This window comes from Luteibacter aegosomatis (genome assembly GCF_023078455.1).
Lineage (GTDB): Bacteria > Pseudomonadota > Gammaproteobacteria > Xanthomonadales > Rhodanobacteraceae > Luteibacter > Luteibacter aegosomatis.
Window position 1 is genome coordinate 2,545,510 of record NZ_CP095740.1, and the last position, 10,027, is coordinate 2,555,536.

8 protein-coding genes are annotated in these 10,027 nt (G+C 65.6%); 3 read left to right on the forward strand and 5 right to left on the reverse strand.

The features are described from left to right. The first annotated feature begins 99 nt into the window (after positions 1-99). The 3 genes from L2Y94_RS11435 to L2Y94_RS11445 all read left to right on the forward strand — a co-directional run bounded on the left by L2Y94_RS11435 (position 100) and on the right by L2Y94_RS11445 (position 3,953). Positions 100-1,029: a PNPOx family protein gene (locus L2Y94_RS11435; protein ID WP_247366563.1), complete on the forward strand. Its 930-nt coding sequence runs from the start codon at positions 100-102 to the stop codon at positions 1,027-1,029. Positions 1,030-1,055: 26 nt separating this feature from the next. Next, a complete protein-coding gene (locus tag L2Y94_RS11440) occupies positions 1,056-1,943 on the forward strand; it encodes an alpha/beta fold hydrolase (protein ID WP_256452129.1) in 888 nt (295 codons plus the stop codon). A gap of 195 nt (positions 1,944-2,138) precedes the next feature. Further along, positions 2,139-3,953, forward strand: coding sequence for a glycoside hydrolase family 2 protein (locus L2Y94_RS11445; RefSeq protein WP_247366564.1), 1,815 nt, complete (start codon positions 2,139-2,141; stop codon positions 3,951-3,953). On the opposite strand, the gene L2Y94_RS11450 is transcribed toward L2Y94_RS11445, so the two are convergent. From L2Y94_RS11450 to L2Y94_RS11470, 5 genes are all read right to left on the reverse strand, one after another. Beyond that, positions 3,925-5,082: an acyltransferase family protein gene (locus L2Y94_RS11450; RefSeq protein WP_247366565.1), complete on the reverse strand. Its 1,158-nt coding sequence runs from the start codon at positions 5,080-5,082 to the stop codon at positions 3,925-3,927. The genes L2Y94_RS11445 and L2Y94_RS11450 overlap by 29 nt on opposite strands. Positions 5,083-5,226: 144 nt before the next feature. Continuing rightward, a complete protein-coding gene (locus tag L2Y94_RS11455; protein WP_425602400.1) occupies positions 5,227-6,396 on the reverse strand; it encodes a serine hydrolase domain-containing protein in 1,170 nt (389 codons plus the stop codon). A 109-nt stretch (positions 6,397-6,505) separates the two neighbouring features. Continuing rightward, positions 6,506-7,189: a 4'-phosphopantetheinyl transferase family protein gene (locus L2Y94_RS11460; protein ID WP_247366566.1), complete on the reverse strand. Its 684-nt coding sequence runs from the start codon at positions 7,187-7,189 to the stop codon at positions 6,506-6,508. Further along, the gene (locus tag L2Y94_RS11465; RefSeq protein WP_247366567.1) at positions 7,186-8,577 is read right to left on the reverse strand and encodes an MATE family efflux transporter; all 1,392 of its coding nucleotides are present in this window, start codon (positions 8,575-8,577) and stop codon (positions 7,186-7,188) included. The genes L2Y94_RS11460 and L2Y94_RS11465 overlap by 4 nt, the downstream gene beginning before the upstream one ends. Then, the gene (locus tag L2Y94_RS11470; protein ID WP_247366568.1) at positions 8,574-10,013 is read right to left on the reverse strand and encodes a cytochrome P450; all 1,440 of its coding nucleotides are present in this window, start codon (positions 10,011-10,013) and stop codon (positions 8,574-8,576) included. Before L2Y94_RS11470 ends, L2Y94_RS11465 begins: the two co-directional genes overlap by 4 nt. Positions 10,014-10,027 lie beyond the last annotated feature (14 nt).

The following is a 10,027-nucleotide window of genomic DNA, read 5'->3' on the forward strand; positions in this document are numbered from 1 at the left end:
TTATGACCTTCGCCGCGCGCAATAGTGAATTACCCACCGCCTCGTTCCCGGACTTGCGTCGAATTCGCAGAATTCACCCAACGCAACGAGGTCGGTGCCATGAACAACCCTCTCTTCCACGAAGGCGAAAGGACGGCCCAGGCGATCACCGGCGAAGCCGGCATCGCGGCCCGCAACATCGCCATGCTGCGCGATACCGTGCCGGGCGGCGCCCTGCCCTTCATCGCCCGCCAGTTCATGGTGGCCATGGGCACGGTGGATGCGGTCGGCAACGTCTGGGCTTCGATGCTCTTCGGCACCCCCGGCTTCGCCCATAGCGAGAACGGCGAATCCATCCGCGTCGAGATGCCTTCGGGCCATCGCGATCCGCTGGAGCCCGCATGGGCCAACCTCGACGAAGGCAAGCCCGTGGGCCTGCTCTTCATCGAACTGGGCACGCGACGCCGCTTTCGCATCAACGGCGTGGTGGTGGGCCAGGACGAAACGGGGTTCGAGGTCGGGGTCCGCGAGGCCTACGCCAATTGCCCGAAGTACATCCAGCGACGCGAGTTGCGCACGCTCGGCGAACCCGGTGCTCCGGGTCAGGCGGCACACGGCACCGTACTGCGGGGCAGCGTGGAAGCGCTCATCCGACAGGCCGACACGGTGTTCGTGGCGAGCCGCCATCCGATGGCCGGCGCGGACGTATCGCATCGCGGCGGTGAACCGGGTTTCGTGAAACTCCTCGACGAGCGCACGCTGCGCATCCCCGATTTTCCGGGAAACAGCCTGTTCAACACCCTGGGCAATTTCCTGGTCGATCCGCACGCCGGACTGTGCGTGCCGGATTTCACGAGCGGACGGCTGCTTCAACTGACCGGCACCGCCGAGCTGTACTGGAACGAAGACGATCCCGACGACGAGACCGGCGGCACCCATCGCTACTGGGACTTCCACGTCGACCAATGGATCCTGCGCGACGCCATCCAGCGGGCGGAGTGGGAATTTCTCGATGCATCTCCCTTCAATCCACCCGCGTCCCACCCCTGACATACCTTCAACACCGGAGAATCCTCATGAACGCTTCCACCCTCCCCGTCGTATTCCATCGCAGCGAACGGATCGACGGCCTGAAGATCGCCTACCGCGAAGCGGGCCCGAAAGACGCGCCCGTCGTGGTGTTGCTGCACGGTTTCCCGACGTCTTCGCATATGTTCCGCCATCTCATGCCGTATCTGGCCGACGGCTACCGCGTGATCGCGCCGGACTATCCCGGTTACGGCCAGAGCGACGCTCCCGACCACACGAAGTACGCCTATACGTTCGAGAACTTCGGCAACCTGGTTCGCACGCTGCTCGAGCGGCTCGGCGTGCAGAAGTACGCCATGTACGTCATGGACTATGGCGCGCCGGTGGGTTGGCAGCTGTTCCTGAAGCATCCGGAAAAGCTCACCGCCCTCATCGTGCAGAACGGCAACGCCTATGACGAAGGCCTCAAGGCCTTCTGGGACCCGATCAAGACGTACTGGGCCGACGGCGCCGAGAAGAGCCGCGACGCGCTGCGCTGGCTGGTGAAAGCGGACACCACGATCTTCCAGTACACCGACGGCGTGGACGATGTCACGCGCATCTCGCCCGACAACTGGGTGCACGACCAGGCGCTGCTGGATCGTCCCGGCAACGAGGACATCCAGATGGACGTGATGTACGACTACCGCAACAACGTGCCGCTGTATCCGGAAGTGCAGCGCCTCTTCCGCGAACACCAGCCGCCGACCCTCATCACCTGGGGTGAGCGGGACACGATCTTCCCGGCCGACGGTGCGCATCCGTACAAGCGCGACCTGAAGGACCTGGAGTTCCACCTGTTCCCGACCGGACACTTCGCGCTGGAGGACAAGGGCGACGAGATCATGCCGTTGATCCGCGGTTTCCTGGATCGGAAGATCGGCAAGAAGGCCTGAGTGTCGTCGCACCCTCGTGAAACGAGGCGCCGGGTTCCTGCTTTCGCGGGAACCCGGCGCCTTACGCACGGTTTCAGCGAAAGAAGCGATGCGGATATTCCGGACCGCCATGTGGATTTCGTTCTCCGCACCCCGTTCAAATCCACACGTTCCTTGAGCTAGCCTTCCGAGTCACGGATTTACGAAGGCGACATCATGAATTTCCACGCACGTTGCGTCCTGGCCATCGCACTAGCCACGGCATCCACCGCCGACGCGTCGTCCATCGCGCCCTTGACCACGCCATGGACCGAAGAAGCCAGGACCGCACCGGTGCCGCTTCCCGACTATCCGCGCCCGCAGATGACCCGCGCCGCCTGGCTCAACCTCAACGGCACCTGGGATTTCATGGGTGGAAGCGCCGCCCCGAAACCCGACGGCCAACGAGCCGCGCCGCCGGGCTTTCCGGCAAGACACGCCACCATCAAGGTACCGTTCGCTCCCGAGTCGTACCTGTCCGGCGTGATGAAGAAGCAGCCGATCAACATGTGGTATCGGCGACACTTCGCCATTCCCGCGTCGTGGGGACAACGACCCGTGCTGCTGCACTTCGATGCGGTGTCCCACGAAGCGGTCGTCTACGTGAACGGTCATCTCGCCACCACCCACCAGGGCGACTGGGATGCCTTCGAAGTGGACATCAGCCGATGGCTCCATCCCGGCGAGAACGAGCTCGTCGTCGGCGCGCGGGATACCCATGACGGCACGCATTCCAGCGGCAAGGGCGCGTTGAAACGCGGCGACTACACCTTCACCTCGGGTATCTGGCAAACGGTGTGGCTCGAGCCCGTGCCGACTACGCACGTCGCGAGCCTGAAGATCACGCCCGACGTGGCGACGTCGACGGTAACCGTATCCGCGGCCATCCAGGGCGAGGCGGTGAGGCTCCGCGTGATCATGCTGTCGGACGGCAAGGCCGTCGCCGAAGCCACGTCCGATGCGTCCAGGGCGGCCGAGCTGCACGTCGCGCATCCTCGGCTGTGGTCTCCCGACGATCCCCATCTCTACGACCTGCAGGTGCAACTGCTGGATCACGAAGGCAAGGTACTCGACGAGGTCGGCAGCTACGTGGGCATGCGCTCGGTGGCCCTGGGCAAGGTCGACGGCCGGTTGCGCCCCCTGCTCAACGGCCGGTTCGTATTCCAGATGGGGCCGCTGGACCAGGGCTATTGGCCCGACGGCATCCACACCGCCCCCACCGACGCCGCGTTGAAATCCGACCTCGAGGTCATCAAGCGCCTGGGCTTCAACATGGTACGCAAGCACGCCAAGGTCGAACCGCAGCGCTGGTATTACTGGGCCGACCGGATCGGCCTGCTGGTGTGGCAGGACATGCCGTCGATCTGGTATCCCGACGATCGTCCCGAGGTGCGCACGCAGTTCGAGCACGAATGGCAGCGGATCATCGAGCAGCACGGAAACTCACCGGCCATCGTCGCCTGGGTGCCCTTCAACGAAAACTGGGGCGCCTACGACGTGCCGCGCATCACCGCCTGGACAAGACGATTCGATCCCACGCGGCTTGTCGACGGCAATACCGGTTACAACAACGCCCCCGACTACCGAAAGGCCGCGGGCGACCCCGGCAACGGCGATTTCGACGACCTGCACATCTACGTCGGTCCGGGCCATCCCCCCAAGCCGAGCGCCACGCGCGCGGCGGCGCTCGGCGAGTACGGCGGACTGGGCATGCTCGCACCCGGCCACATGTGGCCGGGAAAACACGGATCGTACGAAATGGTCGCGGACAAGGAGGCCCTGACGAGGCGTTTCGAAGAGGTGCAGTCGGCGTTGATACCCCTGGTCGCGCACGAGGGCCTCGGCGCCGCCGTCTATACCCAGACCAGCGATGTCGAGCATGAGGTCAATGGCTTCCTGACGTACGACCGGCGCGTGGAAAAGATGGACTTCCGACGCGTGAAGGCCGCCAACGACGCCGTGTTCAAGGCCGCGAACCCACCCCGTCCATGACGGACACGGTTCGCCTTGCCCCGGCGTAACGCCCGCGAAGCGCGCGATTCAACGGGTCGCCGTAGAAACGGGCCACGACCCATGCGAACGCCGCCGACAGCACGACGAACAGCAGCAGCATCGGCAGCTTCACCTCGTGTGGCATGGCGGCCTTCGGCACCCACGCCTGCATGACGCCGAGTACGACGATGTGGAAGAGGTACAGCTCGTAGCTGTGCGAGCCCAGCCAGGCCAGGGGTGCGGCCGCCCACCTGGCCACGCTCCCGGTGGGAAGACGGTGGACCATCACGAGGAATACCGCCGTGGCGACGCCGAGCTGCGTGGCACCCCAGGCCTCGTGGCCGCCGATGCCCCGCATGTAGATCCAGCCCATGGCGACCACCGACACCAGCGCGAGCATCCGCCGCAGGGGGGCGGGGAGCACGACGTTCCCGGCCACGGCAGCCGCCAGGCAACCGTAGACCAGCATGTCGACGCAGGCCAGGTTGCCATACATGAAATACAGCTCGTCATCGCTGTGCATGCCGCGATAGACGGGCCCCACCACCACGCAGACCGCAGCCAGGGCCAGTCGCGCCCAGCGCTTTTGCACGGTCACCAGCACCAGCGGATAGAGCAGATAGAACACCTCTTCCACCGACAGCGACCAGTAGATGTTCATCGCGTAGTTGAAGTACCCCACGCGCTCCATGAGGATGTTGTGCCAGAACGTCAGCACGGAAAGGTTGCCGACGACGAAGAATCCGTTGCCGAAATCGGTATGCCGGTTGGCGTTGACGAAACACCGCAGGCCGGCCAATCCCAGCACGGTGATGATCGCCAGGGCCAGCACCACCGAGGGATACAGCCGGAACAGGCGCAGCTTGTAGAAATGGATCACGTCGGTGCCGGCCGGCGACCCGTAGCGACGCAGGATGTTCGAGGTGATCAGGAACCCGGAGATCACGAAGAAGACCGATACGCCGTAGTTCCCGTTGAAGAAGATCGTCTTCAACGTGTCGACCGGCAACCAATCGTTCAGCGGGCTGTCGTGAAGGCGATAGGCCAGCGAGTAGTGGAGCAGCATCACCAGCAGAATGCAGATGCCGCGCAATAGGTCGACGTGGACGTTACGATCGCGGTCAAGCACGTTCGGACCCGTGTGGCGGCAAGGTGAAGAGCGGTCTCGTGGCCGTAGGCGCCGGCCTGCGCCGGGTCGAGGATAAACGAAACGTCGCACCGGCGCAGGCCGGTGACTACGGCGAAACGGACGGCGTTTGCGTCGAGGCCCTCGTCAGCGCACGGGCAGGAGCTTCAGGTCGCCGTATTCCCACGCCCAGGGAACGCCCACCTCGCCCAGCACGGCATGGACGATGCGGGGAAACCCCGCCTCCGCACGCACGTCGTTGCTCAACACCACCACGCAGCGTTGGCCACGCTCGACGCACACCCACACGTTTCCCGTCGAATCGTTGTGGCCGGTCTTGAAGAAGCCCGGGCCCTGCGGTCCCTCGAAATGGACCACGCCGATACCCGCGCCCAGCCCGGGCACGCGATCGGCGACGGGCAAGTCCGGCTGCAGGGTCGGGAACTGCGACTTCGTGGCGATCGGCGCCTGCGAGCGGACCATCTCGGCGCGGGATGCCGCACTCAGCCCCTGCCCGCGCACCACGGCCGCCGCCAGACGCGCCATGTCGGCGATGGTCGTGTCCATGGAACCGGCCGCCCGGGTCTTCGAACGCTCGTCGTGGGGCTCCGTCTTGCCGTCGAGGGTCCATCCGTCGGCGAGGTTACCGGCGAAATCGGCACGCCACATCATGGAGGTGCGTTTCATGCCCAGCGGGGCGAACACCCGTTTGCGCATCTCGTCGCCGACGTCGAGGCCCAGGCCCTTTTCGAGAACGAACTGCATCAGGATGATGCCGTCGCCGGAATAGCTGTAACGGGTGCCGGGATCGAAATGGATATGGAGCTTGTGGTCGGGCTCGAGAAAACCGAAGTTCGCGAAGCCGCTGCGATGGCTGAGCAGGATGCGCGGGGTGAGCTTCCGCCACCGCTCGTCACCTTTCAGGGCGCTGTAGTCGGCATAACGGTCCTCGATGTCGTCACCGACGTAATCGGGAAGCGGCCTGGGCAGGTACGTGGCGATCGAGCGGTCCAGATCGACGCGTTTTTCGTCGACCAGTTGCATCACCGTATAGGCGAAGACGGCCTTGGTCAGGCTCGCTCCGTACATGATCGTGTCGGTGGTCAGCGGCTCGCCCTTGGCGTTCCGCTTGCCGTACGCCTGAACGTCGAGGACCTTGCCCCCGTCGATGACGGCCACCGCCATGCCCTGGGCGCCGGTGTCGCGCATCACCTCCTTCACCGTGCGGGAGAGCTCGGCATCGGGAGGCGCCGCCGATACCGGTGCCATCCCGGCCCAAGCAGCCATCGTCGCCATCGCGAGAAACGTCGAGCGCATTCGCCAGTCCTCCGCATCGCTGTGTGGGAATCGTAGGATTTCACGATGCTCGCGGACAAGCCAACTAACGGCAGGGCCTCGGCGAGCAACGGAAGGTCGAAGGTGGCCTTCACCACCGGAAGCTGGTGACCACCGTCGCTTCGTTCAGTGCCGCGTATCCCATCGCGACCTCCATACCCGTCGGTAACGACGACGCCAGAGGCTCCGCCACCCGCGCGTAAAGCCTGTCCTCATCGCCGCCCACGATCTTCAATGCCGTGAACTCGAAGATCCGCCCTACCGTCGCCGCGGTGGCCTTGTAGAAACTCTCCTTCGCCGAGAAGGCCACGGTCAGGGCCATCGGCCCTCCGATGCGTCGGGCGAGATCGTCCAGTACCCGGTGCTCGTCTTCGTCCACCACCGATTGCACGATGGCCGTCAGCGCGCTTTCCGACGCGACGTTTTCGATGTCGATCCCCACGCCACGCACGCCGCGGTCGGGCATGGCGACGGCGGCCGCCATGCCCGACGCGTGCGTGATGCTGCCGGTGAACCCGGAGGGCCACGACGGCGCGCGATTTACGCCGATAGCCACGTCGTGCACGTCGGCGCCCGCCTCGCGCAGCGCGGCGACCGCCACGCGCCGGCCGGCGAGGTACTCGGCGCGACGCTTGGCCACGCTGCGCTCCACCGACGGCGGACAGGCGATACCGTGGCGGGCGAAGTCCTCGACGCCGCCCTCGGGGAGGTCGAATTCCAGCAGGAACGCGTCGGGCCATCCGCCGGGATGTCCCGCGAGCGACAGGCGCCTCAAGCGGCCGCCCGGGCGAGCACGATCTCGTTCTGTCGCCGCCTCACCGCCAGCCAGATGCGCCAGAAATACAACAGGCCGATGGCCGCCTCGAAGCTGGAACCGATCACCCAGGCGGTCGGAAGGTAGTCCGCGTCGCCCACGTGGGCCTGGTTCATCAGGTAGATCGTCGGAATGCTCATCAGCCACATCAGCACGAAGCGTACGCCGAACACGAAGCGCGTGATCCCGAAACTCTCCAGCACGGCCTGCCCGGTCATCGAGAACACGAACGCCAGCGAATACGTCCACAGCACCTTCGCCGTGGCGACGGAGGCATGATGGATTTCCTCCGGCTTCCCCGCAAGGCCGAAGGGGCCGAGCAGGACATCCGGCGTGACGATCTGGAAGCATGCCGTGACGGCGACGTACGCCAGCTCGATCGCCAGCGACACGAGAATGATCCGCGGTACCTGGTCGAAATCGCCCTTGCCCAGCGCGTTGCCGCACAGCACGCTGCAACCGATCCCCAGGCCCAGCAGGGGAATGACGCCCAGGTAGCTCACCGTGAGGTTGACGTTGTTGGCGGCCAGCGCGATCGCTCCCAGTCCCGCCATCACCCAGATGAAGATGGCGTTGCCGAAGTTGGCCACGCCTGCGGTCACGCCCAGGGCAAACCCTTTCCTGAGGCGCGGCATCACCTCCGGCAGGCGAACGCCCTTGTCGAACACCACCCGGCGAAAGTCCGCCCAGACCTCGGCCGGCGTGTAGCGGAGGTAGCAGGCCGTGATGGCCAGCGTACCGGCCAGGGTGCCCAGGGCCGAACCGCGCATGCCCAGTTCCGGCAGGCCGAACCGGCCGAACACCAGGCCGATGGTCATCACGATGCCCACGGCCTGGCCGATCAATCCCGCCACCAGGGTGATGCGGGTCTTGCCGATGCCGTTGAAGTACGACGACAGCGCCATGTTGAACGTCATGCCCGCGCCGAAGAAGGCCGACCAGAACAGGAACTGCGATTCCAGCCGCGTGAGCGCGGGAGGCCGGCTGCTCAACGAAGGGATCGTTTCCATCAGCGGAGCCAGCAGCAGCATGGCCGCGGCGAGCACGAGCCCTATCGCGATGCCGATCGCGGCCTGGTAGGCCGCGTCCCCGTGCCCGGAACGACCGAAGGCCTGCGCCACGCACGAGCGGGAGAAGCCGACCACGGCCACGAAGAAGCCGACGATCGCCATGGCCGTGTACACCGCCGGTCCCGACGCCGCCAGCGTGTCGCTCGAATACCTCGCCAGGCAGATGCGGTCCACGAGCATCAGCACGAGGTTGCCGATCATCGACCCCATCAGGGGCAACGAGACGTCGAGGATCCGCCGCGCGATGGCGAGGTTCGATGGCGTGCCCGGCGGATTCACCGGCGCACCCTCGGCTTCAGCCGCACCGGCAGCGAACTGGGCGCCATGAAGAAGTTCAGCACCTCCTTCGGCGGCGGCGCCTTGGCATCCAGCTCGAGGTCGAAATTGCGCACGATCATCGCGACCACCATCTTGATCTCCGTCAGGGCGAGAAAACGGCCAGGACACAGGCGCGAACCTCCCCCGAAGGGAAACAGCTTGCGAGACGGATCCTCTTCCCGCTTCGGCCGCTGCCCGGGAATCCAGCGTTCGGGGCGAAACGCCTCGCGATCGGGAAACTGCGCCTCGTCCAGGCCTTCGCCTGCGGTGGCGACGATGACGGTGGTGTTCTTCGGGATGAAGGTATCGGCGACCACGCAATCGGCGTTGGCGGTCAAACCGACGTAAGGCGCCACCGAACGCAGGCGCTGCGTTTCGCTGTGCGCCGCCTCGAGATAGGTGAACAGCTTCATCCGCTCCCAGTCGCGCGGAAGCGTGTCCCCGTCCAGCACCGCGTCCACCTCGGCGCGCAGGGCGGCGGCCGCTTGGGGGTTCTGCGCCAGTAGGTGGATCATCCAGGCGATGGAATTGGCGGTGGTGTCCTCGCCGCCGATCACGCTGAGGATGGCGTTGCTCACCAGCTCCTCGTCGGTGAAGCCCGATTCGGGATCGTCGGCGGCCACGATCATCGCTTCGAGCATGTTGCCCGGCTTGCGCTGGCGATCCATGCGCTCGCGCGTATCGCGGATGAACTCCTTCACCTTCGCCTCGATGTCGGCCGACGAGCGTTCGGCGGCACGGTCCACCGGCAGCCTGAAATACCGCCAATACGGAAACGCCGCGGTGGTGCGCTGTCCCAGGCGAAGGAAGATGGCATCGATGTCGCGTTGCAGCGGATCGCCTTCGTGGTTCACCGCGTCGATGTCGTGTCCCATCGCGAGCCCCACGATGATGTCCAGCGCCATCGCCTTGAGCTCGCGCTTGAGGTCCACCGCCTTGCCTTCCGCCAGCATGGCCGCCCAACGGTCGAACATCCGTTCGGTCATCGCGATCATGGTGGGGAAAAAATTGCGGATCACTTCTACGTTGAGCCCGCTCATCACCAGCTTGCGCTGCTTGCGCCATGCCTCGCCCTCGGCGGTGATGACGCCGCCGACGTTCAGTTCGCTCATCACCTGCTTCAGGCCGCCGGCCCGGCGGAAGCCATCCGGCCTCTCGCGCAGCAGCGAATGGACGGTGGCTGCGTCGGAGACGATCACGAGGGGATGGCCGAATACCTCCAGCCGGAACATGGGGCCGTGTTCGCGCACCCAGGCAGTGAACTTCTGGTGCATCTGGCGCCCGGCCAGTTGCAGCGCGTTGCCCGCGTAGGGATGGCCTTTCGGGCACGGCAAGTCGGCGACGGTGCGCGAGTACCGCGGGGCGACCGGGGCGTCGGCGACGAGGGTGTCGTTCATGGTGTCCTCCATGC

Coding starts and splice junctions, on each gene's coding strand:
- L2Y94_RS11470 (WP_247366568.1), bottom strand. CDS start 10,013: ATGAACGACACCCTCGTCGCCGACGCCCCGGTCGCCCCGCGGTACTCG.
- L2Y94_RS11455 (WP_425602400.1), bottom strand. CDS start 6,396: ATGCGCTCGACGTTTCTCGCGATGGCGACGATGGCTGCTTGGGCCGGG.
- L2Y94_RS11440 (WP_256452129.1), top strand. CDS start 1,056: ATGAACGCTTCCACCCTCCCCGTCGTATTCCATCGCAGCGAACGGATC.
- L2Y94_RS11435 (WP_247366563.1), top strand. CDS start 100: ATGAACAACCCTCTCTTCCACGAAGGCGAAAGGACGGCCCAGGCGATC.
- L2Y94_RS11445 (WP_247366564.1), top strand. CDS start 2,139: ATGAATTTCCACGCACGTTGCGTCCTGGCCATCGCACTAGCCACGGCA.